We start from the raw sequence: 25,083 nt of genomic DNA, 5'->3' as shown, positions 1-25,083 counted from the left end.
GGGCGGCTATTCGGCAAAGCCCACCCAGCGCACGGCTTCGTCCAGGCTCTTGCGCTCAGACACCACGGCATTGGCAGGGAACGTTTCGTCCGGCCAGCCGAGTGCGACGGCCTTCATGATGACCTGATCGTCGGGAATGCCGGCGTGTTCGCGCACTACCGGGCTTTGCATGATGCCCTGGCTGTTGATCACGCAGCCCAGCCCGCGTGACCAGGCAGCGTTGACCAGCGCGGTGGTGACCGCGCCGCAATCGAAGGCGGTGTCGTCGCTGTCGGCGAGTTCCTTGTCATAGGTCACGATCACGCAGACCGGGGCGTCGAACTGGCGGAAGCCGCGCAGTACCCAGTCGAGCCGGGCGTCCTTGTCGTCGCGGGCGATCCCCTGCGCGGCGAACAGCTGCTTGGCCACGCCGACCTGGCGATCGCGGTGGACGCCTGCAAAAGCATGGCCGGTGCGAAATTCACGGCTGTGCGGAACGCCCGCCAGGTTGCGCTCGGTATTGCCCTGGCGGATCCGGTCGAGCGGTTCGCCCGAGATGACGTGGAATTGCCAGGGCTGGGTGTTCATCGATGATGGCGCGCGCATGGCCAGGGCGATCACCTCTTCGATCAGGGCGCGCGGCACCGGCTTGTCGAGATAGCCCCGGATCGAGCGCCGCCCATTGATCACTTCGTCGAATTCCACGCCAGTCCTCCCCGATTCGTTGATCATCGTCTTAACCGATCGATTAAGCCGGGCAATGGTGTCCTTTCGGACCTGCCGCGCGGGGCGCCTGGTGGCCGCATACGAATACCTTGGCGGGGCAGGGTTCAGGTGCGCCGATCAGCCGCTAGGATGCTGACAAACAGCGGGGTGAGGACCGGATCATGCGATTGATTTCACTGTGCGGCGCGGCGCTTCTCGCCTGCGCGGGGCCCGCTCTGGCAAAGCCGCAATTGCCACTGACCGAGGGCGTATCCCAGGTCCGCCACCCGGCGTGGTCGGGCAATGCGACGATCTATGAAGTGAACATCCGCCAGTACACGCCAGAAGGGACCTTCCGCGCGTTCGAGCCGCATTTGCCGCGGCTGCGCAGGATGGGGGTCGACGTGTTGTGGATCATGCCGATCAACCCGATCAGCAAGAAGCTGCGCAAGGGTACGCTGGGCAGTTACTACGCGGTCAGCGACTACGGTGCGATCAATCCCGAATACGGCACGCTGGCCGATTTCAAGCATCTGGTCGATGCTGCGCACAAGCAGGGCTTCAAGGTGATTGTCGACTGGGTCGCCAACCACACCGGCTGGGACAACGTCTGGGTCGAGCAGCACCCCGACTGGTACAAGCGCAATGCCGCGGGCGAACTGGAGGGCTATAACTACACCGACCTCAGCACCGGCAAGAAGGAAGTCTGGGCCGATGTGATCGGGCTGGATTACAGCAAGTCCGCGGTGCGCCAGGGCATGATCGAGGCGATGAGCTACTGGGTTCGCGAAACCGGGATCGACGGTTTCCGCTGCGACGTGGCGTGGACGCTGCCGGTGGCGTTCTGGGACGAAGCGCGGGCCAAGCTCGATGCGATCAAGCCGGTCTTCATGCTGGCCGAAGCCGATACCCCCGAAATGCAGCACCGCGCCTTCGACATGACCTATGACTGGGTGCTCTATCACAAGCTGATCGACGTGGCGCAGGGCAAGGCCAAAGCCGCCGATCTGGGCAAGCTCTACACCGATCCGCCGCGGCGCTATCCGGCCGGGGCCTACCGCATGACCTTCACCAGCAACCATGACGAAAACTCGTGGAACGGCACCGACCGTGAGCTTTACGGCAAGGGCGCCGATGTCATGGCGGTGCTGGCCGCGACGCTGCCGGGGATGCCGCTGGTCTACAGCGGGCAGGAATCGGGCTTCGATCGCCGGCTCAAGTTCTTCGACAAGGACCAGATCGACTGGGGCACCTACAGTCGCGCGGCGTTCTATCGCCGCCTGCTGGCGCTGAAGAAGCGCCATCCGGCGCTGACCAACGCCCAAGTGCCGGGTAATCTGGAACTGATCGACACCGGCAACCCCGCTGTCTTTGCCTTCCGCCGGGTGACCACGGGCGACCGGGTGACCGTGGTGACCAACCTATCGGCGGGGCCGGTGCGGGTAGCCGTGCCCGGCGCAAAGCCGCTGGCACTGCCGGCCTGGGGCTGGTCGATCCGCTGACGGGGCAAGCCCAAACGAAAAGGGCGGCCCCGCGGGACCGCCCTTTCGTGTTCGGTTGGAAACCGGATCAGCGCGAATAGAATTCGACCACCAGGTTCGGTTCCATCTTCACCGGATAAGGCACTTCATCCAGCGTCGGGACGCGGACGAAGGTCGCCTTGTCGGTGCCGTCCTGCGCGACATAATCAGGCACGTCACGCTCGGCCAGGCTCTGCGCTTCGGCGATCAGGGCCATTTCCTTGGCCTTCTTGCCCAGGCTGATGACGTCGCCGGGACGCACGCGGCGGCTGGCGATGTTGCACTTCACGCCGTTGACGTAGATGTGACCGTGCGAAACGACCTGGCGGGCCGAGAAAATGGTCGGGGCGAACTTGCAGCGATAGACCACCATGTCGAGACGCTGTTCGAGCAGGCCGATCAGGTTCTGACCGGTATCGCCCTTCATCTTCGACGCTTCCTGATAGGTGCGCTTGAACTGCTTTTCGGTTACGTCGCCGTAATAGCCCTTGAGCTTCTGCTTGGCGCGCAGCTGGATCCCGAAGTCGGAAATCTTGCTCTTGCGGCGCTGGCCGTGCTGGCCGGGACCGTAGGAGCGGCGGTTTACCGAGCTCTTGGGACGGCCCCAGATGTTCTCGCCCATGCGGCGATCGATTTTATACTTCGACGAATTGCGCTTCGACATGGCGCGTCGTGTCCTTCAATTTGCTGTGCCGGGCAACATGCCCAGCTTCTGGTCCGGAACCGCACCATCCCGCCATTTGCGGAATGCGAGCCAGGCTTCACCGGAGTGCCCGCTCAATTGCGAAGGCGCGCGCATAGCGGCGCCCCGCGTCAGGGTCAAGCAGAAGCGTCTGACTTTAGAAGTCGGCGCCGCCGCCGCCGCGCGAACCGCCCTTGTTCTCCAATGCGCGTGCGCTGTTGCTGTTCATTTCGGCGTCGACCTGCGCCCACAGCTTCTTGGTCATGCACACCCGCTTGGCCATGATGCTGCCGGTAGAAGTGACCTTGCGGCACACTTTTTTCTCCGAATCATCTGCTGCCTGCGCGGCGCTGGCATCGCCGGACTTGGCCGACGCGTCCTTCTGATCGGTCGTCGCTGCGTGGATCGGAGTTGTGAATACAAGTGCACTAACAGCTGCAAGAATAAGAAAACGCACGATAAAGTCTTTCAATCGAATCGGGAATGCTCAATCGCTATGCGGTAACATCCGAAAACGCCAGCCCCTATCGACGAACGTCGGTGCGCGCCAATGCCGACAGCACCCCGCGCATGGTCCGCACTTCAAGGTGGTTCCAGCCGGGTTTGGTGAGCATATTGCGAAGATTGCGGCGGGTCGCGTCGGCGCGGATTTCAGGAAAGAAATAGTCCCTGGGCTCAAGCATGGCTTCAAAGTGCGCGATAAGCCCTTCAAGCTCCTCTTGGGGGGCAGGGGGAAGCAGCTCTTCTTGCGGCGGCTGCGCCAGGTTCTGGCCCTTCGACCATTCATAGGCGCAGAGAATGACCGCCTGAGCCAGGTTGAGCGAGGCGAATTCCGGATTGATCGGAACCGTGACGATCGCGCGGGCCAGGGCAACGTCGTCGGTTTCCAGTCCCGACCGTTCCGGCCCGAAGACCAGCGCTGATCGTCCCGTCGCTGCGTGGATTTCCTGCGCCGCCAGTTCAGGGGTGATCACCGGCTTGGTTACGCCGCGCTTGCGCACGGTCGTCGCATAGACATGCGCGCAGTCGGCAACTGCCTCGGCCAGCGATTCGAACACGCGGGCCTGTTCAAGCACGATATCTGCGCCCGCTGCCGCCGGACCGGCCGAGGGATTGGGCCAGCCATCGCGCGGGGTTACCAGGCGCAGTTCGGTCAGCCCGAAATTGAGCATTGCCCGCGCCGCCTTGCCGATATTCTCGCCCAGCTGCGGGCGGACGAGGACGATGACGGGTTGTGCCTCAGTGCTTGACGACATCGCGCACCGAGCTGGCAAACTCTTCGAAGTCTTTGGCTTCGGTAAAGTCGCGATAGACGCTGGCGAAGCGGATATAGGCAACGGCATCAAGCTGGCGCAGACCGTCCATGACCATTTCGCCGATTGCCCGGCTGGCCACTTCGCTTTCGCCGCGAGTCTCGATCTGGCGCTGAACGCCGGATACCAGCTGGTCGATCCGCTCCTGCGAGATCCCGCGCTTGCGGCAAGCCAGGGTGACCGATTGTTCGATCTTGGCGCGGTCGAACGATTCGCGCGCCTCATCGCTTTTCACCACGGTAATCTCGCGCAGCTGGACGCGCTCGAAAGTGGTGAAGCGCGCACCGCAGCCTTCGCACTGCCGGCGGCGGCGAATCGCGGTATTGTCCTCGGTGGGACGCGAATCCTTCACCTGGCTGTCGTCATGGGCACAAAAAGGGCAACGCATAAGAGTTTAGGGGCGCAACCTCTTGTAGAGCATGAAGCCGGCTCCGGCGACCAGGCCGACCGGCCAGCTCACCACGGGCAGCAAGGCCGCGGCCACGGCACCGACGGCCGCCCCGGTCAGAACCGGCTTGGTCGAGGGATGATGCATCCCTTCCTTGGCCATGCCCACCACTTCGACCTTAGCGTCCTGCAGTAGATCGTCGCTCATGTCTTCAAACCTCCGGATAGATCGGGAAGCGCTTGCACAGCGCTTCAACCTGGTCGCGCACATGTTGCTCGACCTGACCATCGCCATCATCGCCGTTTCGGGCCATGCCGTCCACCACTTGTGCGATCAGCTGACCGATTTGGGTGAACTCGGCCTCGCCAAAGCCGCGGGTGGTGCCCGCCGGTGTGCCGAGGCGAACGCCCGAAGTAATGAAGGGCGAGCGCGAATCGAAGGGAATGCCGTTCTTGTTGCAGGTCAGCCAGGCGCGATCGAGGCCCTTTTCCGCGGCCTTGCCGGTCACATCCTTGGCAGTCAGGTCGACCAGCATCAGGTGGTTGTCGGTGCCGCCCGAAACGATGCGCAGGCCATTGTCCGCCAGGCTGGTCGCCAGCGCGCGGGCATTGGCGACGATCTGCGCGGCATAGGCCTTGAATTCGGGCTGCAGCGCTTCCTGGAAGGCGACCGCCTTGGCGGCGATGACGTGGACCAGCGGGCCGCCCTGCATTCCCGGGAACACCGCCGAGTTGAACTTCTTGGCCAGATCCTCGTCGTTGGTCAGGATCACGCCCGAACGCGGCCCGCGCAGGCTCTTGTGGGTGGTCGTGGTGACGACGTGGGCGTGAGGGAAGGGCGAGGGGTGGGCGCCGCCTGCGACCAGGCCGGAGAAGTGGCTCATGTCGACCATCAGCCATGCGCCGATCTCATCGGCGATCTCGCGGAAGCGCTTGAAGTCCCACACGCGCGAATAGGCGGTGCCGCCGGCGATGATCAGCTTGGGCTTGTGCTCGCGCGCCAGCGCGGCGACCGCGTCCATATCGAGCAGCTCGTCGTCCTTGCGCACGCCGTAGGGGATCGGCTTGAACCATTTGCCGCTCATGTTGACCGGCGAACCGTGGGTCAGGTGCCCGCCCGAATTGAGGTCGAGCCCCATGAAGCTGTCGCCCGGCTGAAGCAGCGCCAGGAACACCGCCTGGTTCATCTGGCTGCCTGAATTGGGCTGGACGTTGGCGAACTGGCAGCCGAACAGCGCCTTGGCCCGTTCGATCGCCAGGCTCTCGACCACGTCGGCATATTCGCAGCCGCCGTAATAGCGCTTGCCCGGATAGCCTTCGGCGTACTTGTTCGTGAACACCGATCCGGTCGCGTCGAGCACGGCGCGGCTGGTGATGTTCTCGCTCGCGATCAGTTCGATCTTGGTTTGCTGGCGGTGCAGTTCACCTTCGATCGCGGCGAAGACCTCGGGATCGGTTTCGCGCAGCGGGGCGGTGAAAAAGCCGGCAGAGCGGATCGCGGGCTTGGCGTCAAGAATGGCGGTCACGGGGCAGCTCCTCAGCAGGTCGGATGGGTAAGCTTGTCGACGCGGCCGGTATGGCGGCCGTTGGCGAACTGGGCGGACAGGAAGGCATCGAGGCAGGCCTTAGCCTGATCGACGCCGATCAGCCGCGCGCCCATGGCGACAACGTTGGCATCGTTGTGCTCGCGGGCCAGGGTTGCGGCATAGGGGTCGGTCACCAGCGCGCAGCGGCACGCCGGGTTGCGGTTGACCGCGATCGAGATGCCGATGCCAGAACCGCACAGGGCAACGCCGAATTGGGCGGTGCCGTCCGCCACGACCCCCGCCAGCTTGTAGCCATAATCGGGGTAGTCGACCCGATCGGCGGTTTCGGGGCCAAGATCGGCGACTTCATGCCCCAGTTCGATCAGGTACTCGCGCAGTTCGGCCTTGAGGTCGAAGGCGGCATGGTCGGAGGCGATGGCGATGCGCATGGCGGTCCTCAGCGGGAATCGGTCTGTGCGCCACTTAGGCGCGGGGCCGCGGTAAGGCCAGTGTCCGCCGGGGCGGCAGCGTCGAAAACATAGTCCTGACCGGCATAGCGGTGGGGCAAATCCTGCTCTGCCGAAGCCCCGATGAACCGCGCCCAGGCTCCGCCCGGCTTCCACAGACGTTCCATTTCGGCCCGGGCCGCGGCTTCGGCAATGCCCTGCCTGTCCTGCCTCCAGCGGTACAGAAAGGCGGAAACGCGCAGGTTCAGGATGCAGTGGACGTGCACGGTCTGCCCGGCAAGGCCATGCATAACCTCGCAGAAGCGCAGGTAGTCGGCTTCGGGCGGATCCGCGAAGTCGACTGGAATATTAGAATACCTAATGTTGAGCGCGGCAAGGCTCGCCGCCTCGTCGGGCAGGCTCTTTTCGTGGCTCGGCAGGGCCAGATTGACCACATGGGTGATCCCAAGCGGAACGAAGCTGGCCAGCTGTTCCTCGCTCGGCTGGCCTGACGACGTCAGGCGATCGTCAAGGCGGTGCCAGGCGGTAATATGCGTTGGATCGCCGGGGCTGTGACGCAAGGACATGGGGGCTCCTACCGTTTGGTGACAGGGTGCCCAGACGAGCGGCAATTCCAGGATCACGCTCCACGGCGGTACTCCGCCTGCCTCGTCAGTCACGTGATGTCGCGGTATTAGGCCCGCGGCGCGGCGCTGTAAACCCGGCGCGCAAAGCTATGCGCCTTGCAAGACAGAACGATGTTGATACCAACCGCCGTCATGGCTCAACTGCTGCGCGATCGTTCGAACACCTGGATCTTCGTCGCGGGCTGCGCTGCGGTGACGCTGGGTGTTCTGCTCCACCTGCCGATGTTCTGGATGGGACGGATGGACGGGTTCCGTCTCGCCGGGATGACGATGGATAGCGAGATGATCGCCGGTATGGGGCTGATCATCGCCGGCATCGCCGCGGCCTGTTATGGGATGATGCCGCGCAACATTGCCGCGCAGATCCACGCCTCGCGCCATATCAGCGTTGCCGCGCCGGAGGATGCCCCGCTGTCGCCCGCGCATTTCCGCCTGATGGCGGTGCTGGTGGTCGCGCTGATGATTGACGTGATGAAGCCCGCCTCGCTGGGTTTCGTCATGCCCGGGCTGACCGCCGAATACGGCGTGCCCAAGTCCGAAGGCGCGCTGGTGCCGTTCGCCGCGCTGACAGGGACTGTGCTGGGCTCGATCCTGTGGGGCATGGCTGCGGACATCTATGGCCGCAAGGCCTCGATACTTCTGTCGGCGATCATGTTCGTCGGCACCTCGATCTGCGGGGCAATGCCCAGCCTCGGCTGGAACATCGCGATGTGCTTCCTGATGGGAGCGGCGGCGGGCGGGATGCTGCCGGTGACCTACGCCCTGCTCGCCGAAACCATGCCAAGCCGCCATCGCGGCTGGGCGCTGGTGCTGGTCGGCGGGCTCGGTGCGTCGGGCGGCTATTTCGCGGCCAGTGGCTTCTCCGCCTGGCTCGAGCCGATATACAGCTGGCGCATCCTGTGGCTGCTCAACCTGCCGACCGGTCTGCTGCTGCTGGCGCTGGGCACGATGATCCCCGAATCCGCCAAATACCTGCTCGCGCGCGGCCGCCGGGCCGAGGCGCAGGCCGTGATGCAGCGCTTCGGCACGACCAGCCACACGCATGGCAGCGAGGAGGAAGACGTCGATTTCGCGCCGATCCACGCCGCCGAAAATACCCCGATAGCCGGCATCTGGTCCAAGGGCATCGCCGGAACCTCGCTGGCGCTGAGCCTGCTCGCGCTGAGCTGGGGTTTCATCAACTTCGGCGTGCTGCTGTGGCTGCCGGCCGACCTGGTGGCTAACGGCGTGCCGATGGCCACGGCATCTGGGCTGATCGCCCGCTCCGCGCTGATTGCGGTGCCGACGGTGTTCGCCGTGGCCGTGCTCTACAGCCGCTGGAGCACCAAGTTCTCGCTGGTTGCGGTGACGCTGGTCACGGCCGCGGGCCTTGCCGGCGTGATCGCGCTCAAGGCCAATGCCGCGCTGTCGCCAGTGCTGCTTCTGGCGCTGCTGATCATCGGCACCAACGGCATGCTGGCGATCATCCTGCCCTATGCGGCGGAAAGCTTCCCGCTGCATATCCGCGGCCGGGCTACTGGCTGGATTGCCGCCTGCACCAAGGCTGGAGGCCTGGCTGCCCAGGCGCTGAGCATTTCCGCGATGGTCCCGCCGCTGGGCGTGGCCGCAGGCGCCGTCATGGTCCCGGCGCTGGTCGCGGTCGTGCTGACCTGGCGCTATTGCCGCGAGACGCTGGGGATCGACCTGCGTCAGATCGATCGCCCGCTACCCACTGGCTGAAGCGCTACTGATCCAGGAACGAGCGCATCTTGCGTGAGCGACTCGGGTGCTTGAGCTTGCGCAGCGCCTTGGCCTCGATCTGGCGGATGCGTTCGCGGGTCACCGAGAACTGCTGGCCGACTTCCTCCAGCGTGTGATCGGTGTTCATGCCGATGCCAAAGCGCATGCGCAGCACACGTTCCTCGCGCGGGGTCAGGCTGGCCAGGACGCGGGTGACCGTTTCCTTGAGGTTGGCCTGAATCGCCGCGTCGACCGGGATCACCGCGTTGGGATCCTGGATGAAATCGCCCAGGTGGCTGTCTTCCTCGTCCCCGATCGGGGTTTCGAGGCTGATCGGCTCCTTGGCGATCTTCATCACCTTGCGGACCTTTTCGAGCGGCATCGACAGGCGCTCGGCCATTTCCTCCGGGGTCGGCTCGCGGCCGCTTTCGTGGAGGAACTGGCGGCTGGTCCGCACCAGCTTGTTGATCGTTTCGATCATGTGCACCGGGATGCGGATGGTGCGGGCCTGATCGGCGATAGAACGGGTGATCGCCTGGCGGATCCACCAGGTGGCATAGGTGCTGAACTTGTAGCCACGGCGGTATTCGAACTTGTCGACCGCCTTCATCAGCCCGATGTTGCCTTCCTGGATCAGGTCGAGGAATTGCAGGCCGCGGTTGGTGTACTTCTTGGCGATCGAGATCACCAGCCGCAGGTTCGCCTCGACCATTTCCTTCTTGGCGATGCGCGCTTCGCGTTCGCCCTTCTGGACCATGTTGACGATGCGGCGGAACTCGCTGAGCGCCATGCCGGTAGCGGCGGCAATGTCGGCGATTTCGGCGCGGATGCGCTCGACTGCGTCGGCCTCGTTGGCGCCGAAGGCCGCCCACTTCTTGTCCTTGGCCGATTGCGCCTGCAGCCAGCCGTCGTCGAGTTCGTGCCCGACGTAGCTGTCAAGGAAGTCCTTGCGGTTGACCTTGTGGCGTTCGGCCAGGCGCAGCATCTGCCCGCCCAGCGCAGTCAGGCGGCGGTTGAAGGCGTACAGGTTGTCGACCAGGTATTCGATTTTCGTTGCGTGGAACTGCACGCTTTCGACCTGCGCGGTAAGATCTTCGCGCAGCTGCTGGTACTGGCGTTCCTTGGCGGCGGGGAAATCGCCGCCCAGGCTCATCGCGGTGAGGCGATCGCCCTGGATCTTCTCGAACTTGCGGAACAGCGAAGTGATCAGCGCAAACTTCTCAAGCGCTTCGGGCTTGAGCTGGGCTTCCATCTGGGCGAGGCTGAGGGTGTTGTCCTCTTCCTCTTCCTCGACCGGACGACGGGCGCGGCGTTCGATGCCGTCCTCATCCTCGTCATCGTCGGCAGAGGCCTCTTCCTCGACCTCTTCCTCTTCCTTGTAGGACGGGCCGGCGGTGGCTTCGGTGATTTCGCCGTCGCCTTCTTCCTCACCGTCTTCGGTCAGGTTCTCGGGCTGCGGTTCTTTCGACAGCATGGCATCGAGATCAAGGATCTCGCGCAGCTGCATCTCTTCGTTGTTGAGCGCTTCGGACCACTGAATGATCGCGTGGAAGGTAATCGGGCTTTCGCACAGCCCAAGGATCATCGTGTCGCGACCGGCTTCGATCCGCTTGGCGATGGCGATTTCACCCTCGCGGCTGAGCAGCTCGACCGCACCCATTTCGCGCAGGTACATCCGCACCGGATCGTCGGTGCGCTCGATCACTTCCTTCTTTTTGACCAGATCCGGCCGTTCCGACATGCCGTCGGGCTGCTCGTCGATCTCGTCGACTTCCTTCTCGTCGGGATCGACCGCGTCCTCGTCGCTTTCGACGATGTTGACACCCATCTCGCTGATCGCGGACATGATGTCCTCGATCTGCTCGCTGGTCATCTGGTCCTGGGGCAGGGCCTCGTTCAGTTCATCGACAGTGATCACGCCGCGGCGCTTCGCCCGGGCGATCAGCTTCTTGATCGATGCTTCGTTGAGGTCGATCAGGGGAGCGTCGCCGCCTTCCTTCTCATTGCCGGTGAAATCTTCGTCCATCAGTCCGCCATTCTTTGGGCCGCCAGCTTCATCAAGCTGTCGCCAGTCGCGCCGGCCATTTGCATGACACGCGCATCAATTTCCAGCTTTCTCTTCAAAAGCCGCCGATGTTCCCGCTCAGAATCATCTGACAGCTCTCGTTCGTAGCGCTCCGTTGCCGCAGCCAAAGCCATTTCTACCTCTGGCCGCTCCACCAACAACCCGATTGCTTGGGCCAGATCGGTCCGCGCAACTTCAGGCGTAGCGCCTTCAATCAAAAAGCCAAAACGCAACGACGCGTAATCATCCGGGGTGGGAGGAGCCAGGCCTCGTTCGATCAATATGGTGTGTAGTCCCGCGGTTTCAAGCGCTTCGCCGCCATCGACTGCATCGACTAGCGCTGCAAAACGCGGATCCCCCAACGGGGCATGGGCCAGCGCGTCGGCGTGTCGTCGCAGCTCCTCGGGATAGCGCAGCAAGCCCGCCAGGATTGCGGCGCTCAGCCCGTCACGCGCGCCGGCGCCGGTGGCATGGTTCAGGCGGCGCGATTGCTGGGCGCTGCGCTGGGGAACCGGGGGCGCGCTCTTGCGCCCCGGCGTCCACGCCCGCTCTTCCCGCCGGGGAAAGGCGAACGCCGAGAAGCGCTCGGTCAATTCGCGCCGATAGAGCGCCTGGATGTCGCGGTCGGCGATGGTCTCGACATGGGCCATCAGCCGCGCCTTCAGCCCGGCCTTGTCCTCGGGCGAGGTCAACGGGGCGGCATCGCGCTCGTGCTCCCAGATCAGGTCGAGCAGGCCGATTGGCTGGGCCAGCAGCTTTTCCAAGGCGCCGACGCCGTCGCGCTTGATCAGGTCGTCGGGGTCCATTCCGGCGGGCAGGCGCACGATCTTCAGGCTGTGCGCCGGGCGCAGCATCGGCAGGGCGCGGGTGGCGGCGCGCATCGCGGCGCGCTGGCCGGCGCTGTCGCCGTCGAAGCACAGGATCGGGGTTTCGACCAGGCGCCACAGCATTTCCAACTGGCGCTCGGTCAGCGCGGTGCCCATCGGCGCAACCGCCTCGGCGATCCCGGCGGCGGCCAGCGCGATGCAGTCCATCTGCCCTTCGACCACCACGATCCGCCCGCTCTGGCGCGATGCCGGCCCGGCGCGGTGGAGGTTGAACAGCGTCCGACCCTTGTCGAACAGCGGGGTATCGGGCGAATTGATGTATTTTGGCGCATCCTTCTTGTCTGCATCGAGGATTCGCGCGGCAAAGCCGATAACCCGGCCGCGCGCATCGTGGATCGGCATGGTCAGCCGGTCGCGGAAGCGGTCGTAGGGTTCCTTGTCATCAACCGCGATGCGCAAGCCCGCCTCGATCAACATCGGTTCGTCGAACTGCTTTAGCGCAGCCTTGAGCGCCTGCCGCCCGCCCGGGGCATAACCGAAGCCGAAGCGCTCCATCGTGTGCGCATCAAATCGCCGCGAGGCGAGATAGGCCCGCGCCTTCGCCCCTTCGGGCTGGTCGAGCTGAGCGCGGTAGAAGTCCTGCGCTGCGCTCAGCACGTCGTGTAGCCCGGCCTGCTGCTCGGCCTTGGCCGCGGCGCGGGGATCGGGGGCGGGGACTTCCATCCCTGCCTCGGAGGCCAGCTCCTTGACCGCGTCCATGAAGGCCAGCCCGCGCTGGTCGGTCATCCAGCGGATAACATCGCCATGCACGCCGCAGCCGAAGCAGTGATAGAACCCCTTGGCGTCGTTCACGTAGAAGCTGGGCGATTTCTCGTTGTGGAACGGGCAGCAGGCCTTGAACTCGTGCCCCGCCTTGGTCAGCCGCGTGGTGCGCCCGATCACTGCGGACAGCGTCACCCGGGCGCGCAATTCATCCAGCCATTGGGGGGTGAGGGTCATGCCGCGCGCTCGCCGCGACCGGACCACGCTACGGCACCTAGTACTGCCAAGCCCAGAACAATATCGATCGCCCCGCAGAATGGCGGCCACCACTCTGGAACGCCGCCTCCGCCACCGAGCAGATGGAATGCAAGATCATAGAGTCCGTGAAGCGCGATCCCGATGCCGACCAGGCGCGGTGCATGGCGCCCGGCGATCACGGCCAGCGTGGCGAAGACCAGAGCCACGCCAAGCTGCGGCACCAAGGCAGCACGGTCACCGGCCATGACGGCGAACAGCACGTAGTAACTCGCGATAACGATCAGCACCGTCGGATAGAACGAGGCGTCCCGATCATACCGTTGCCAGCGGGCAAAGGCGAACACAGCCAGTCCCAGCGCGGCACCGATGGCGGCCGGAACCAGCATTTAGACCAGCGCAGCCTTCACCAGCCCGCTCGCCTTGCCCATATCCAGCTGGCTACCATGCCGCGCCTTCAGCTCTGCAATAACCTTGCCCATGTCCTTCATCCCCGCCGCGCCAGTGTCGGCGATGATCGCGGCGATCGCGGCCTGAACCTCGGCATCGCCCATCTGCTGGGGCATGAATTCCTCGATCACCGCCAGCTCGCCCTTTTCGGTGTCGGCCAGTTCCTGGCGCCCGCCCTGCTCATACAGCGTGATCGATTCGCGGCGCTGCTTGGCCATTTTCTGCAGTACGTCGACCACCAGCACGTCATCGTCGGGCACCGAAGCGGCGGTGCGCAGTTCGATGTCCTTGTCCTTGAGCTTGGCCAGGATCAGGCGGACGGCGCTGAGGCGCGGCTTGTCGCCGGCTTTCATGGCGGCGACCTGCGCGGCCTTGATGGTATCGCGAAGCATTGGGTGTGGTTTCCTGCGTGAATGCGTATGCGGCTGGGGAAAGGCGGACCTTAGCCCAAAGATTCTGGTTTTCCTAGGTTGACCATGGGGGCCAAGGGGTCTAGCCGCCGAGCCTTAGCAACATCGCCAAATCCCAGCTAACGGAGCGCCCCTTACATGGCCGACGCCGCCTCTTCGCACGCACCCCAACCGCAGGGTGCGACGGGAGTCCTCGTGCTCGCCGATGGCACCGTGGTCTGGGGCATGGGCTTCGGCGCGGAAGGCGCGGCGGTGGGCGAGGTGTGCTTCAACACCGCGATGACCGGCTATCAGGAAGTAATGACCGATCCGTCCTACGCCGCGCAGATCGTCACCTTCACCTTCCCGCACATCGGCAATGTCGGGGTCAACGAGGAAGACCTTGAGGCCCGCGTCGACGGCGCGGTCGGCTGCGTGGTGCGCGAAGCGGTTACTGCGCCGAGCAATTTCCGCAGCCAGGGCACCTTTGGCGACTGGCTGGCGAGCAAGGGCAAGATTGGGCTGTCGGGCGTCGACACCCGCGCGCTGACCCGCCGCATCCGCCTGGTAGGCGCGCCTAACGCGGTGATCGCGCACTCCGCCGATGGCAGCTTCGACATCCCCGCGCTGGTCAAGCGCGCCCAGGACTGGCCGGGGCTGGAAGGCATGGACCTGGCCCGCGTGGTCAGCCGCGCCGCCAGCGAGGACTGGCAGGGCGGGGTGTGGACGCTGGGCAAGGGCTATGCCCGCTCGCCCCATTCCAAGCGCCCGCACGTGGTGGCGATCGATTACGGCGCCAAGGACAACATCTTCCGCAACCTCGACAGGGCGGGCGCTCACGTCACCGTGGTCCCGGCGCAGACCTCGCTGGACGAGGTGCTGGCGCTGAAGCCCGATGGGGTGTTCCTCTCCAACGGCCCGGGCGATCCGGCGGCGACGGGGATCTATGCCGTGCCGGTGATCCAGGGGCTGCTGGAACGCGACGTGCCGCTGTTCGGGATCTGCCTTGGCCACCAGATGCTCGGCCTCGCCGCCGGGGCCACGACCACCAAGATGCACCAGGGCCACCGCGGCGCCAACCACCCGGTCAAGCGGCTGGAAGACGGGGTGGTCGAGATCACCTCGATGAACCACGGCTTCGCGGTGGACAACACCGCGCTGCCCGCCGGGGTGGAGGAAACGCACGTCTCGCTGTTCGACGGCTCGAACTGCGGGATCGCGATCACGGGCAAGAAGGCGTTCGGGGTGCAGTATCATCCGGAGGCGAGCCCGGGGCCGATGGATAGCTTTTATCTGTTCGAGCGGTTTGTGGGGATGTTGGGGTGATGGGCGAACGAATTGGTCTCATCGTTGGCACTTCACTGATAGCGTCATTACTCGCCATCGGCGGCTGCGCTGATCGCTCCAATTCCGAGCAGGCAAATTCCGCATTCACCCAAGCTGATGCCGACAAAATCACTGCCAGTTGTCGCGTACCTTCGTCCCTTGTCGTTGTGAGCGGTGAACAAGTGACGATACAACCAGCGAACAATATTCCGATGGAAGCTTTTTCATGCGTCCTTGAAGGGATCAGGAAAGCTGGCGTCCAAAATTTTGGCTTCATTGGCAACGCAGCCCTACCTGACGAGCGGAAATAATGCCCAAACGCACTGACATCTCCTCGATCCTCGTCATCGGCGCTGGCCCGATCATCATCGGCCAGGCCTGCGAGTTCGACTATTCGGGCACCCAGGCGATCAAGGCGCTGAAGGAGGAGGGCTACCGCGTGGTCCTGGTCAACTCCAACCCGGCGACGATCATGACCGATCCCGAATTTGCCGACGCGACCTATATCGAGCCGATCACCCCCGATGTGGTCGCCAAGATCATCGCCAAGGAGCGCCCCGATGCGCTGCTGCCGACGATGGGCGGGCAGACCGCATTGAATACCGCGCTGGCGCTGTTCAACGACGGAACGCTGGACAAGTACGGCGTGCAGATGATCGGCGCCGATGCCGACGCGATCGACAAGGCCGAAGACCGGATGCGCTTCCGCGAGGCGATGACCAAGATCGGCCTCGAATCCGCGCGCAGCGGCATCGCCCACAATGTCGACGAGGCGTTCGCCGTGCTCGAACGCACCGGGCTGCCCGCGATCATCCGCCCCAGCTTCACCCTGGGCGGGACCGGCGGCGGGGTCGCCTACAACAAGGCCGAGTTCGAGGCGATCGTCCGTTCCGGCCTCGACGCCTCGCCCACCACCGAAGTGCTGATCGAAGAGAGCCTGCTGGGGTGGAAGGAATACGAGATGGAGGTCGTACGCGACCGCCACGACAACGCGATCATCATCTGTTCGATCGAGAACGTCGATCCGATGGGGGTCCACACCGGGGATTCGATCACCGTCGCCCCGGCGCTGACCCTGACCGACAAGGAATACCAGATCATGCGCAGCGCGAGCATCGCCTGCCTGCGCGAGATCGGGGTCGAAACCGGCGGATCGAACGTCCAGTTCGCGGTCAATCCCGCCGATGGCCGCCTGATCGTGATCGAGATGAACCCGCGCGTATCGCGCTCATCCGCGCTCGCCTCCAAGGCCACCGGCTTCCCGATCGCCCGCGTCGCGGCCAAGCTGGCGGTGGGTTATACGCTCGACGAGCTGACCAACGAGATCACCGGGGCGACCCCGGCGAGTTTCGAGCCGAGCATCGACTACGTCGTCACCAAGATCCCGCGGTTTGCCTTCGAAAAGTTCAAGGGCGCCGAGCCGCTGCTGTCGACCGCGATGAAATCGGTCGGCGAGGTCATGGCGATCGGGCGCAACTTCAAGGAATCGATGCAGAAGGCGCTGCGCGGGCTGGAAACCGGGCTGGACGGCTTCAACCGCGTGCTCAGCCTTGAAGGGGCTGACCGCGACGCGATCACCGCCGCGCTGTCGCGCCAGACCCCGGACCGGCTGCTCCACGTCGGCCAGGCCTTCCGCGAAGGCTTCACCGTCGATGAGGTCCACGCGATCACCCACTACGACAAGTGGTTCCTGCGCCAGATCGCCGAGATCATCGCCGAAGAAGCCGCGATCATGGCCGACGGCCTGCCCAACGACGCGCCGGGGCTGCGGCGGCTGAAGGCCATGGGCTTTTCCGACAAACGCCTGGCCACGCTGGCGGTGCGCGGGATCGGCGTCGCCGGCGGCATTGCCGAGACCAGCGCGCGCCGCTCGGGCCTGCTCCACGATGCGTTGAAGGCCATGGCCGGGGCGACCAGCGAGAAGGAAGTGTGCGAGCTGCGCCACCGCCTGGGCGTCCACCCAGTGTTCAAGCGCATCGACAGCTGCGCCGCCGAGTTCGAGGCGATCACGCCCTACATGTACTCGACCTACGAAGCGCCGAGCTTTGGCGAGCCGGAAAATGAGGCCTCGCCCAGCGACCGGCGCAAGATCGTCATCCTGGGTGGCGGGCCCAACCGCATCGGCCAGGGGATCGAGTTCGACTATTGCTGCGTCCATGCCTGCTTCGCGCTGAGCGAGGCCGGGTTCGAGACGATCATGGTCAACTGCAACCCGGAAACGGTCTCGACCGACTATGACACCTCCGACCGGCTCTATTTCGAGCCGCTGACCGCCGAGGACGTGCTCGAGATCCTGCGGGTCGAACAGCAGAACGGCGAGCTGGTCGGGGTGATCGTCCAGTTCGGTGGGCAGACCCCGCTCAAGCTGGCCCAGGCGCTGGAGGATGCGGGGATCCCGATCCTCGGCACTTCGCCCGACGCGATCGACCTCGCCGAGGATCGCGAACGCTTCGCCAAGCTGGTCAATGATCTTGGCCTGCGCCAGCCCGAAAACGGCATCGCCCGCAGCCGCGACGAGGCGGTCGCGGTGGCCAACCGCATCGGCTATCCGGTGCTGATGCGGCCCAGCTATGTTCTGGGCGGCCGCGCGATGGAAATCGTCGACAGCGAGGCCCAGCTCGACGATTACATCACCACCGCGGTCCAGGTCAGCGGTGACAGCCCGGTGCTGATCGACCAGTACCTGCGCGACGCGATCGAATGCGATGTCGATGCGCTGTGCGACGGGACGCAGGTCGTGGTCGCCGGGGTGATGCAGCACATCGAGGAAGCGGGGATCCATTCGGGCGATTCGGCCTGCACCCTGCCGCCCTACAGCCTGCCCGCCGAGATCATCGCCGAGATGGAACGCCAGGCCGAACTGCTTGCCCGCGGGCTGGGCGTGGTCGGGCTGATGAATATCCAGTTCGCGGTCAAGGGCAGCGACGTCTACCTGATCGAGGTCAACCCGCGCGCCAGCCGGACCGTGCCCTTCGTTGCCAAGGCGATCGGGCAGCCTGTGGCCAAGATCGCCAGCCGGGTCATGGCGGGTGAGAAACTGGCCGATTTCCCGCCGTTCAAGCGCGACCTGCCGTACATGGCGGTCAAGGAAGCGGTGTTCCCGTTTGCCCGCTTCCCCGGGGTCGATCCTGTGCTTTCGCCCGAGATGAAATCGACCGGCGAAGTGATGGGGATCGACGCGACCTTTGCCCAGGCCTTTGCCAAGGCCCAGCTGGGGGCGGGGATGCGGCTGCCGACCGGCGGAGTGGTGTTCGTCTCGGTCAAGGACAGCGACAAGCCGGTGATCCTGCCCGCAGCACACAAGCTGGTGGCGGAAGGCTTCACCCTGATCGCCACGGGCGGCACCGCCAAGTTCCTGATGGATGCCGGCGTGCCGGTCGAACAGGTCAACAAGGTTGCCGAAGGGCGCCCGCACATTGTCGACAAGATCATCGACGGCGAAGTGGCGCTGATCATCAACACCACCGAAGGCTGGCAGAGCCTGAAGGATTCGCAATCGATCCGCGGATCGGCGCTGACCGGCAAGGTGCCGTACTTCACCACCGCTGCCGCCTCGCTGGCCGCAGTGGAGGCGATTGCTGCGGTGAAGGGCGCAAACCTTGAAGTAAAGTCGTTGCAAGCCTATTATAGCTGAAACAAAGGCGCCTTCCCGACAGCAGCGATAGGCCATTTCCTGTGCCAAAGGCGGCACGGGGCAGTGGACTAGTCACTCTGCAGGCAGGCGAAGCAGGAGGACGGACAAGATCATGGCAAGCGTCGAAAAGCTGCCGATGCTGGCGGAAGGCTATGAACGGCTGATCGCCGAGCTGAAAGCGCTGCGCGAGGAGCGGCCCAAGATCGTTGACGCGATCGAGGAAGCGCGCGCCCATGGCGACCTGTCCGAAAATGCCGAATACCACGCCGCCAAGGAACGCCAGGGCCAGGTCGAAATGTCGATCGCCGATCTTGAGGATAAGGTCAGCCGCGCCCAGATCGTCGATCCGACCACGCTGTCGGGCGACAAGATCATCTTCGGCGCGACTGTGACCTTGCTTGACGATGACGAGAAGCCCGTGCGCTATCAGATCGTCGGTCCGACCGAGGCGGATGCCAAGATCGGGCGCATCAGCTATAACTCGCCACTGGGCAAGGCCCTGATCGGGCGCCGGGTCGAGGATGAGATCGAAGTTACCGTTCCGTCTGGCGACCGCTTCTACGTGGTCGAGAAGATCGAGTTCGTCTGATACGAAAAGGCCCCGGAATTCCGGGGCCTTTCTGGTTCAGCGCTTCAGCATGTCGGGCTGGAGCAGGCGGTGCAGGTGCACCACGACATATTTCATTTCGGCATCGTCGACCGTGCGCTGCGCGGCCGATCGCCATGCCTCTTCGGCGCTGGCATAGTCGGGAAAGACCCCGACAATGTCGAGCGCACCCAAATCGACGAATTCAAGATGCTGCGGATCGCGCACGCGGCCGCCCATCACAAGGTGCAGTTTCTGGTCGCTCATGTCTGGCCCCTGGGGAGAAAGCAAAGCGGCCCTTTAGCGAACCGTGCGTTTCACGCAAGTTAGACCTTGGTCAGGCGCCGTTACGGACCCGCGCGGCCAGCTTGACCGCTTCGCGCGCGACCAGCAATCCCGCCGAGCGGGCCCCGGTTCCGGCCGTACCCGCCAGACGCGTCGCACGGCGGCGCAGCGGGGCGCTGGCCGTGGCAACCTTGGCAACACCATCTTCGCCGGCTTCGCGCGCCGCGTCGTGCGCCTGCTTGCTCAGCGCGAGGCCCAGCTCACCGGCGATCGTCGCCAGGGTCAGCGCGCGTTGGCCGACCTTGCTGCCCGCCCGCTTGGGCAGCAGTGCGCCCGCCAGCAGGCCGATGCCGATCCCGGCGGCAACGGTAAGCAGCGGATATTCGGCAGCAAGGCCGCGATAGTTTTCAGGGGGATAGGCATCGGGAAGGTTGGCGCGCTGCGGAATCATCGGCACGGCGTCGCAATCGCGCTTCAGGCGCTGCTGCGAGGCGGCAACCTTGGCCTTGATACGGTCACGCGTGGATTCGGCTTCGCTCACTTTGCCACAACTCCTTCTGGATCAGTCCAGATCTGCACTATCGTTGCCGGCCTGAACGCGCGCTGCACGGCGCTTGTTCCGAAATGCCTGGATTTTGCGCAGGAGCGGCGCGCGAAACAGCCAGAGCAGCACCGCGGCCACCACGCCGGCGACAATGCCTTTGCTCTCTTCGGCAATCTCGAGCCCGGTTGCCATCGTTTCGACGGCTTCGTCCTTGGCCTTGGCTATGACCCGCGCCGGGACACTGCGCGCGCCAAGATCGGCCTTAACCTGGGCAATACCGGCAGTGAAGTTGGCCTTGGCCGCTTCGCGCATGCGGCGATCTTCGGCCAGCTGATCGGCGGGATCGGTCATGGCGCGTCATCCGTTCCGGACAGCAGCTGCGATGTCCGTTTCCAGCGGCGCGCGGCAGTCCAGCCGCACAGGGCGGCGGCGATCAGCAGGGCGAGAACCGAAACCAACGTGGCCAGCGTTGGGCCGATCAGGGCTGTCAAAGCCAGGACAAGCCCCAGGACCAGCGCCATCAGGGCAAAAAACACCAGAGCCAATGCAAGAGCGCCCCACGCCGCCACGCCCTTCGCGCCCGATCCTGCCACGGCCGCGCGGCTTTTCTGGTAGGCCAGCTCGGCCTCGAGCAGCGTCCGCCCGTCTGCCACCACATCCCGAACGTCGTCCACCAGCGATCGCTCTGCAGCGTCGCTGGTGGACGGTGTTACGGTCGAGAGTGGTTCGTCGGCCATCGGCGCTGACAATGCCTGCCTTGCGCCGGGCGTCAATCGTTCGACGAGCTGCCCTTGAACAGGCGCGAGATCAGAAAGCCGGCAACGGCGGCGATGCCGATTGCCAGACCCGGGCTCTTGCGGACGAATTCCTTGGCGTCATCGCCCAGTTCGTTGATGTCCTTGGCTTCGATCTTGGCGGCGGTTTCCTGCATCGTCCGGGCAGCGGTGCGGGCATAGTCTCCATAGCGGGCGCCCAGCTTTTCATCGATCGTCCCGGCGTTGTCGGCCACGATCTTACCCAGGCTGGCGATCGCGTCGCTGGTCTTGGCCTTGCCATCCTTGGCCAGTTCGCCGGCACGGTCCTTGGCCTGGCCGGCCATGTCCTTGGCATCAGCCACCCAGTCGGTGCTCTTGGCGGACAGCTGGTCCTTGTAGACTCCGGCCTTGGCCTGGGCTTCCTTGGTCAGCGCCTGGGCACCTGCACGGGCTTCCTCGATCGCCTTGGTGAACTTGGCCTTGGCTTCGGTGGTGCCACTTGCGGCGGCCTTCGCAGCGGACGCCTTGGCCGCAGAGGCCTTGGTGGTAGCCTTCTTCGCCGGCGCCTTGCGGGCGGTCTTGGCGGTGGAAGCGGTGGGGGACTTGGATGCCATCGTCTTTGACCTTTCTGCGCCCGGAAGGCGGGCCGTTGTGGCATGTGGTAACGCACGGTTACGTATGCAAGTTCCCACTATGCTGCTTTGCAACTTGTCTGCCAAGGCTGCGCTGTTAAAGCGCCGGGCGAACTGGCGCATTTCAGCCGCAAACCGACGAGGCTTCCATGACCGCGATCATTGACATCCACGCCCGCGAGATTCTCGACAGCCGGGGCAACCCCACGGTCGAAGTCGACATCCTGCTCGACGACGGCAGCTTTGGCCGCGCAGCAGTCCCTTCGGGGGCCTCGACCGGCGCACACGAAGCCGTCGAGCTGCGCGATGGCGACAAGGCGCGGTACATGGGCAAGGGCGTTCTGAAAGCCGTCGAAGCCGTGAATGGCGAAATCCGCGAAGAGCTGCTCGGCCTCGACGCCGAAGACCAGCGCGATGTCGACGCGACGATGATTGCGCTCGACGGGACCGAAAACAAGGCGCGGCTTGGCGCCAATGCGATCCTCGGCACCTCGCTTGCCGTGGCCAAGGCAGCGGCCAATGCGCGCGGCCTGCCGCTTTACGCCTATGTCGGCGGCGTTTCGGCCCATGTCCTGCCGGTGCCGATGATGAACATCATCAACGGCGGCGAGCATGCCGACAATCCGATCGACTTCCAGGAGTTCATGATCATGCCGGTCGGCGCGCCGACGCTGGCCGAAGCGGTGCGCTGGGGGTCGGAAATCTTCCATACCCTGAAAAAGGGCCTGCACGAAAAAGGTCTGGCCACGGCCGTTGGCGACGAGGGCGGCTTTGCCCCGAACCTGTCGAGCACGCGCGCCGCGCTCGATTTCATCATGGAATCTATCGCCAAGGCGGGCTTCAAGGCCGGCAGCGAGATCAAGCTCGCGCTCGATTGCGCGGCAACCGAGTTCTTCAATAACGGCAAGTACGAGATCAGCGGCGAGGGCCTTTCGCTCAGCCCGGTCCAGATGGCCGAATACCTTGCCGATCTGACCAAGGCCTATCCGATCGTCTCGATCGAAGATGGCATGGGCGAAGACGATTTCGAAGGCTGGAAGGCGATCACCGACATGGTCGGCGATAAGGTCCAGCTGGTTGGCGACGATTTGTTCGTGACCAATCCCAAGCGGCTCAGGATGGGCATCGACAAGGGTCTGGCCAATTCGCTTTTGGTCAAAGTCAACCAGATCGGCTCGCTCTCGGAAACGCTCGACGCGGTCAGCATCGCCAACCGCAATGGCTATACCGCGGTGATGTCGCACCGTTCGGGCGAGACCGAGGACGCGACCATCGCCGACCTGGCGGTGGCGACCAACTGCGGCCAGATCAAGACCGGCTCGCTGGCCCGTTCGGACCGGCTGGCCAAGTACAACCAGCTCATCCGCATCGAGGAAGAACTGGGCGACGCCGCGGTCTATGCCGGGGCAGGGGCTTTCGGCCGGCTTGGCTGAGGCTCTTCGCCCAACGGCCTAGCATTCTCGACCAACGGGAATTGTCCAAACGGGACTTCAGGGCCTAGATAGCATCCTTTGGGGGATGCCGGGCGCAGCACTGCGCCCACTGTCCGGAGGACTGACTGACATGCGCAATACCAAACTGATCGCCGCCCTGCTGCTGGGCGTCGCCACGGCTACGTTGGGCCCGGTTGCCTGCAAGATGGCCGACCAGCCCGCGGTCGTGGCCGGAACCAGTGTCGGGATCGACCCGGCGATGATGGACAAGTCGGTCAAGCCCGGCGACGATTTCTATGGCTATGCCAACGGCGGCTGGCAGAAGAACACCGAAATCCCGGCCGACCGATCCAGCATCGGCGGATTCTTCATTGCCAGCGAAACCACCGACAAGCAGCTGGGCGAACTGATTGCCGGGATCGCCAAGTCCACGGCCAGCGCAGACAGTGACGAAGGCCGCATTCGCGACATCTATAATGCCTTTATGGACACGTCCAAGATAGAGACCGCGGGTATGGCGCCGATCAAGGCCGATCTCGACCGGATCGCCGCGATCAGCGATGCCAAGGCGTTGTCGGCGGAACTGGGCGGCAACATCCGCGCCGATGTCGATCCTCTCAACTCGACCAATTTCCAGACCGAAAACCTGTTCGGGGTATTCGTCACCCAGGCGCTCGCCGGGGGCGAGGTCGTGCCTTACATCCTGCAAGGCGGACTCGGCATGCCCGAGCGCGAGTATTATCTGTCGGCCGATCCCAAGATGGCCGACCTGCGCACCAAGTATCAGGCCTATATCGCCCAGCTGCTGACCGATGCCGGCGTGCCCGATGCGGCAGCCAAGGCCAAGCGGGTCTATGATCTTGAAGTGAAGATTGCCCAGGCCCACGCCAGCCGCGCCGAAAGCGAGGACTTCCAGCATAGCGCCAGCGAATGGAGCCGCGCCGATTTCGCCAGCAAGGCCCCGGGCATCGACTGGGACGCGTTCTTCTCCGCCGCCCAGCTGGGCAACCAGCAGAAATTCGCAGCCTATCACGCACAGGCTATTCCGCGACTGTCGGCGCTGGTTGCGTCGCAGCCACTCGATGCGTGGAAGGACTGGCTGACCTTCCACCAGATCAACAGCAATTCCTTCGTCCTGCCGGCCAAGCTCGATGCCGATCACTTCGCCTTTTATGGCCAGGCGCTGACCGGGGCCAAGGAACAGCGCCCGCGCGACAAGCGTGCGCTAGCGCTGGTCAATGCCACGATGGGTGATGCGCTGGGCAAGCTCTATGTCGACAAGTATTTTCCGGCAGCGGCGAAGGCCGAAGTCCAGGGCATGGTTGAGAACATCAAGGGTGCTTTCGCCAAGCGGGTCGAAGGGCTTGACTGGCTGGCCCCCGATACGCGCAAGGAAGCGCTGGAGAAGGTCAAGACGATCGAGGTCGGGGTGGGCTATCCCGATACCTGGCGCGATTATGGCGCGCTGAAGGTTACGGCGGACAACGCCTATGCCAACGTCCAGGCGGCGGGCAAGGTCGACTATGCCCAGCAGCTCGCCAAGATCGGCAAGCCGCTCGACAAGCGCGAATGGTGGATGAACGCGCAGCTGGTCAATGCGGTCAACCTGCCGGTGCAGAACGCGCTGAACTTCCCCGCCGCGATCCTGCAGCGCCCGTTCTTCGATCCGAAGGCCGACGCCGCCTATAACTACGGCGCGATTGGCGCCGTCATCGGGCACGAGATCAGCCATAGCTTCGACAACAACGGCGCCGCCTTCGACAGCACCGGAAAGATGCGCAACTGGTGGACCGCGGCCGATCTGGCCAAGTTCAACGAGGCTGGTGCCGCCCTTGCCGCGCAGTTCGATACCTACGAACCGTTCCCGGGCGTTCGCGTCAATGGCAAGCTGACCCTGGGTGAGAACATCGCCGACGTCGCCGGGCTGGCCGCAGCCTATGACGCCTACCGCGCTTCGCTTGGCGGCAAGCAAGCCCCGGTGATCGACGGCTATACCGGTGACCAGCGCTTCTTCATCGCCTATGCCCAGGCCTGGGCGACCAAGATGCGCGACGAGGCTCTGCGCGGCCGCATCGCCACGGATGGCCATGCGCCGGGGATGTACCGGGCGCTGACCGTCCGCAACCTTGACGCCTGGTACAAGGCCTTCGACGTCAAGCCGGGCGACAAGCTGTACCTGCCGCCTGAAAAGCGCGTCAAAGTCTGGTAGTTGCCAT

26 protein-coding genes and 1 riboswitch are annotated in these 25,083 nt (G+C 64.5%); of the genes, 8 read left to right on the top strand and 18 right to left on the bottom strand.

What is annotated here, in order from left to right:
* Nucleotides 1–6: 6 nt before the first annotated feature.
* Complete coding sequence (locus ACFFF7_RS07865) at nucleotides 7–711, bottom strand: nitroreductase (protein ID WP_379480817.1); 705 nt, start codon at nucleotides 709–711, stop codon at nucleotides 7–9.
* Nucleotides 712–866: 155 nt separating this feature from the next.
* Between ACFFF7_RS07865 and ACFFF7_RS07860 the strand changes: the two genes are divergently transcribed.
* A complete protein-coding gene (locus ACFFF7_RS07860; protein WP_379480816.1) occupies nucleotides 867–2,186 on the top strand; it encodes an alpha-amylase family glycosyl hydrolase in 1,320 nt (439 codons plus the stop codon).
* A gap of 67 nt (nucleotides 2,187–2,253) precedes the next feature.
* Here ACFFF7_RS07860 and rpsD read toward each other — a convergent pair whose 3' ends face one another.
* The 8 genes from rpsD to ACFFF7_RS07820 form a co-directional block, all read right to left on the bottom strand.
* Nucleotides 2,254–2,868: a 30S ribosomal protein S4 gene (rpsD, locus tag ACFFF7_RS07855; RefSeq protein ID WP_379480815.1), complete on the bottom strand. Its 615-nt coding sequence runs from the start codon at nucleotides 2,866–2,868 to the stop codon at nucleotides 2,254–2,256.
* A gap of 175 nt (nucleotides 2,869–3,043) precedes the next feature.
* Complete coding sequence (locus ACFFF7_RS07850; protein ID WP_379480814.1) at nucleotides 3,044–3,358, bottom strand: hypothetical protein; 315 nt, start codon at nucleotides 3,356–3,358, stop codon at nucleotides 3,044–3,046.
* Nucleotides 3,359–3,410: 52 nt separating this feature from the next.
* The gene (locus ACFFF7_RS07845; protein ID WP_379480813.1) at nucleotides 3,411–4,142 is read right to left on the bottom strand and encodes an RNA methyltransferase; all 732 of its coding nucleotides are present in this window, start codon (nucleotides 4,140–4,142) and stop codon (nucleotides 3,411–3,413) included.
* Nucleotides 4,126–4,587 carry a transcriptional regulator NrdR gene (gene nrdR / locus ACFFF7_RS07840; RefSeq protein WP_379480812.1) on the bottom strand — a complete coding sequence of 154 codons (462 nt, stop codon included), beginning with the start codon at nucleotides 4,585–4,587 and terminating at the stop codon, nucleotides 4,126–4,128. Before nrdR ends, ACFFF7_RS07845 begins: the two co-directional genes overlap by 17 nt.
* Nucleotides 4,588–4,593: 6 nt before the next feature.
* The gene (locus ACFFF7_RS07835; protein WP_379480811.1) at nucleotides 4,594–4,794 is read right to left on the bottom strand and encodes a hypothetical protein; all 201 of its coding nucleotides are present in this window, start codon (nucleotides 4,792–4,794) and stop codon (nucleotides 4,594–4,596) included.
* 4 nt (nucleotides 4,795–4,798) lie between these two features.
* A complete protein-coding gene (glyA, locus tag ACFFF7_RS07830; RefSeq protein WP_379480945.1) occupies nucleotides 4,799–6,103 on the bottom strand; it encodes a serine hydroxymethyltransferase in 1,305 nt (434 codons plus the stop codon).
* A 20-nt stretch (nucleotides 6,104–6,123) separates the two neighbouring features.
* Nucleotides 6,124–6,561 carry a ribose 5-phosphate isomerase B gene (gene rpiB / locus ACFFF7_RS07825; protein WP_379480810.1) on the bottom strand — a complete coding sequence of 146 codons (438 nt, stop codon included), beginning with the start codon at nucleotides 6,559–6,561 and terminating at the stop codon, nucleotides 6,124–6,126.
* Between the two features lie 8 nt (nucleotides 6,562–6,569).
* Nucleotides 6,570–7,145: a protein tyrosine phosphatase family protein gene (locus ACFFF7_RS07820; RefSeq protein WP_379480809.1), complete on the bottom strand. Its 576-nt coding sequence runs from the start codon at nucleotides 7,143–7,145 to the stop codon at nucleotides 6,570–6,572.
* Nucleotides 7,146–7,166: 21 nt separating this feature from the next.
* Nucleotides 7,167–7,248, bottom strand: a riboswitch (ZMP/ZTP riboswitch).
* Nucleotides 7,249–7,337: 89 nt separating this feature from the next.
* Between ACFFF7_RS07820 and ACFFF7_RS07815 the strand changes: the two genes are divergently transcribed.
* A complete protein-coding gene (locus tag ACFFF7_RS07815) occupies nucleotides 7,338–8,924 on the top strand; it encodes an MFS transporter (protein WP_379480808.1) in 1,587 nt (528 codons plus the stop codon).
* Between the two features lie 4 nt (nucleotides 8,925–8,928).
* Here the strand turns inward: ACFFF7_RS07815 and rpoD are convergent, their stop codons facing one another.
* From rpoD to ACFFF7_RS07795, 4 genes are read right to left on the bottom strand one after another with little or no spacing between them, the layout of a single operon-like run.
* Nucleotides 8,929–10,950 carry an RNA polymerase sigma factor RpoD gene (gene rpoD, locus ACFFF7_RS07810; protein WP_379480807.1) on the bottom strand — a complete coding sequence of 674 codons (2,022 nt, stop codon included), beginning with the start codon at nucleotides 10,948–10,950 and terminating at the stop codon, nucleotides 8,929–8,931.
* Nucleotides 10,950–12,815, bottom strand: coding sequence for a DNA primase (dnaG, locus tag ACFFF7_RS07805; RefSeq protein ID WP_379480806.1), 1,866 nt, complete (start codon nucleotides 12,813–12,815; stop codon nucleotides 10,950–10,952). Before dnaG ends, rpoD begins: the two co-directional genes overlap by 1 nt.
* Nucleotides 12,812–13,222 carry a hypothetical protein gene (locus ACFFF7_RS07800; RefSeq protein WP_379480805.1) on the bottom strand — a complete coding sequence of 137 codons (411 nt, stop codon included), beginning with the start codon at nucleotides 13,220–13,222 and terminating at the stop codon, nucleotides 12,812–12,814. The genes dnaG and ACFFF7_RS07800 overlap by 4 nt, the downstream gene beginning before the upstream one ends.
* Entirely contained in the window at nucleotides 13,223–13,675 is a 453-nt protein-coding gene (locus ACFFF7_RS07795) for a GatB/YqeY domain-containing protein (protein ID WP_379480804.1), read from the bottom strand. It abuts the gene before it with no gap.
* A gap of 156 nt (nucleotides 13,676–13,831) precedes the next feature.
* On the opposite strand from ACFFF7_RS07795, the gene carA reads away from it, so the two are divergent.
* The 4 genes from carA to greA all read left to right on the top strand — a co-directional run bounded on the left by carA (nucleotide 13,832) and on the right by greA (nucleotide 19,221).
* Nucleotides 13,832–14,998: a glutamine-hydrolyzing carbamoyl-phosphate synthase small subunit gene (gene carA, locus ACFFF7_RS07790; RefSeq protein ID WP_379480803.1), complete on the top strand. Its 1,167-nt coding sequence runs from the start codon at nucleotides 13,832–13,834 to the stop codon at nucleotides 14,996–14,998.
* On the top strand, nucleotides 14,998–15,309 hold the full coding sequence (locus ACFFF7_RS07785) for a hypothetical protein (protein WP_379480802.1): 312 nt from the start codon (nucleotides 14,998–15,000) through the stop codon (nucleotides 15,307–15,309). Before carA ends, ACFFF7_RS07785 begins: the two co-directional genes overlap by 1 nt.
* On the top strand, nucleotides 15,309–18,632 hold the full coding sequence (gene carB / locus ACFFF7_RS07780) for a carbamoyl-phosphate synthase large subunit (RefSeq protein WP_379480801.1): 3,324 nt from the start codon (nucleotides 15,309–15,311) through the stop codon (nucleotides 18,630–18,632). The genes ACFFF7_RS07785 and carB overlap by 1 nt, the downstream gene beginning before the upstream one ends.
* Before the next feature lie 112 nt (nucleotides 18,633–18,744).
* Entirely contained in the window at nucleotides 18,745–19,221 is a 477-nt protein-coding gene (gene greA, locus ACFFF7_RS07775; RefSeq protein ID WP_379480800.1) for a transcription elongation factor GreA, read from the top strand.
* 36 nt (nucleotides 19,222–19,257) lie between these two features.
* On the opposite strand, the gene ACFFF7_RS07770 is transcribed toward greA, so the two are convergent.
* From ACFFF7_RS07770 to ACFFF7_RS07750, 5 genes are all read right to left on the bottom strand, one after another.
* Nucleotides 19,258–19,485 carry a DUF4170 domain-containing protein gene (locus ACFFF7_RS07770; protein WP_379480799.1) on the bottom strand — a complete coding sequence of 76 codons (228 nt, stop codon included), beginning with the start codon at nucleotides 19,483–19,485 and terminating at the stop codon, nucleotides 19,258–19,260.
* A 70-nt stretch (nucleotides 19,486–19,555) separates the two neighbouring features.
* Entirely contained in the window at nucleotides 19,556–20,044 is a 489-nt protein-coding gene (locus tag ACFFF7_RS07765) for a hypothetical protein (RefSeq protein WP_379480798.1), read from the bottom strand.
* 21 nt (nucleotides 20,045–20,065) lie between these two features.
* A complete protein-coding gene (locus tag ACFFF7_RS07760; RefSeq protein ID WP_379480797.1) occupies nucleotides 20,066–20,398 on the bottom strand; it encodes a hypothetical protein in 333 nt (110 codons plus the stop codon).
* Nucleotides 20,395–20,784, bottom strand: a complete 390-nt coding sequence (locus ACFFF7_RS07755; RefSeq protein ID WP_379480796.1) for a phage holin family protein — start codon at nucleotides 20,782–20,784, stop codon at nucleotides 20,395–20,397. Before ACFFF7_RS07755 ends, ACFFF7_RS07760 begins: the two co-directional genes overlap by 4 nt.
* Before the next feature lie 32 nt (nucleotides 20,785–20,816).
* Nucleotides 20,817–21,416, bottom strand: a complete 600-nt coding sequence (locus tag ACFFF7_RS07750; RefSeq protein ID WP_379480795.1) for a hypothetical protein — start codon at nucleotides 21,414–21,416, stop codon at nucleotides 20,817–20,819.
* A 167-nt stretch (nucleotides 21,417–21,583) separates the two neighbouring features.
* Between ACFFF7_RS07750 and eno the strand changes: the two genes are divergently transcribed.
* The gene (gene eno / locus ACFFF7_RS07745; RefSeq protein ID WP_379480794.1) at nucleotides 21,584–22,867 is read left to right on the top strand and encodes a phosphopyruvate hydratase; all 1,284 of its coding nucleotides are present in this window, start codon (nucleotides 21,584–21,586) and stop codon (nucleotides 22,865–22,867) included.
* Between the two features lie 130 nt (nucleotides 22,868–22,997).
* Nucleotides 22,998–25,076: a M13 family metallopeptidase gene (locus tag ACFFF7_RS07740; protein ID WP_379480793.1), complete on the top strand. Its 2,079-nt coding sequence runs from the start codon at nucleotides 22,998–23,000 to the stop codon at nucleotides 25,074–25,076.
* Nucleotides 25,077–25,083 lie beyond the last annotated feature (7 nt).

The sequence above is a fragment of the Novosphingobium aquiterrae genome (assembly GCF_042434435.1).
Lineage (GTDB): Bacteria > Pseudomonadota > Alphaproteobacteria > Sphingomonadales > Sphingomonadaceae > Novosphingobium > Novosphingobium aquiterrae.
This window is presented reverse-complemented; position numbering and strand designations above follow the sequence as displayed.